2 protein-coding genes are annotated in these 1,122 nt (G+C 71.8%); both read left to right on the top strand.

What is annotated here, in order from left to right:
• Positions 1-555 (top strand): DUF2252 family protein (locus ABWK99_RS16050; protein ID WP_372595685.1); only part of this gene is annotated, 555 nt, incomplete at its 5' end.
• Positions 556-653: 98 nt separating this feature from the next.
• Positions 654-1,122 (top strand): tyrosine-type recombinase/integrase (locus ABWK99_RS16045; RefSeq protein ID WP_372595684.1); only part of this gene is annotated, 469 nt, incomplete at its 3' end.

The raw sequence follows: 1,122 nt of genomic DNA, 5'->3' as shown, positions 1-1,122 counted from the left end.
GGCGGCTACACGCTGGTCGACGTCGCGCACAGGGTCGTCGGTGTCGGCTCGGTCGGGTTGCGCGCCTACATCGCGCTCCTGGAGGGCTCGAGCCCCGACGACGTCGTCTTCCTCCAGCTCAAGCAGGCCCGACGGTCCGTGCTCGCCCCGCACGTGCACGGGGACAGCGCCTGGCACGCCCACCAGGGCCAACGCGTCGTCGAGTACCAGCAGGCGTTGCAGACGGTCAGCGACCCCTTGCTCGGCTGGACGACCGTCGGCGGGCTCCAGTTCTACGTGCGGCAGTTCCGCAACATGAAGGGCACCGTCGCCCTCGACCAGGTCGACGCCGTTGCGCTCGCGGACTACGCGGGGATCGTCGGCCACCTGCTCGCGAAGGGTCACGCCCGCACGAGCGGCGCGTCGATGATCTCCGGGTACGCCGGGAAGTCGGACAACGTCGACAAGGCGATGGCCCGGTTCGCGCTCGCGTACGCCGACCAGACCGAGGCCGACCACTCCGCGCTCCTGCACGCTGTCGCGGCCGGGCGGCTCCCGATCGAACGGGGCGTCTAGGCGCCGGGAGGGCCACCGACGTCCGTCCCGCGCCGCGGGAGGGCTCGTCGCGAGGTGACCTGCCGGCGACGGCTGGGTGCTGCGGGAGCGACAGCGGGGTGGCTCCCGCGGGACCGTCCGGTGAACTCGGTGAACCTTCGTCGACGGCGTGCAAAACCCTCGCTCTTTCGTCGATCCCGGAGCGCCGACGGTGGCGTCACGGCTGCGACGACCCATCGAAGTGCGACGAGAAGCCCGCCAAGTGCCCGCTGCGCCGCGACGGCGGCCTCGTGCTCGCCGAGCCGAAGACCAGGCAGAGCAAGCGGACGCTGCCCATGCCACGGCCGATGATTGAAGCGCTGCGCCGTCATCGGCAGGTCCAGAGGAAGGCGCGGATCTACGCCGGCTCGGAGTGGCAGGAGTCCGGGCGGGTGTTCACGACTGTTACCGGCCGCCCGATCGACCCGCGCGACCACTCCGTGCACTGGGTCAAGTTCCTCGAGGGCGCCGGGGTGCGTCCTGCGCGGCTCCATGACGCCCGGCACACCGCGGCGACGCTGCTGCTGGTGCAGGGCGTCGACCAGCGCG

Origin of the sequence: Actinotalea sp., from assembly GCF_041597215.1 — a bacterium.
In the GTDB taxonomy this organism is placed as follows: domain Bacteria; phylum Actinomycetota; class Actinomycetes; order Actinomycetales; family Cellulomonadaceae; genus Actinotalea.
Note: the sequence above shows the minus strand (reverse complement) of the source record. Positions and strands in the feature narration are given on the sequence as shown.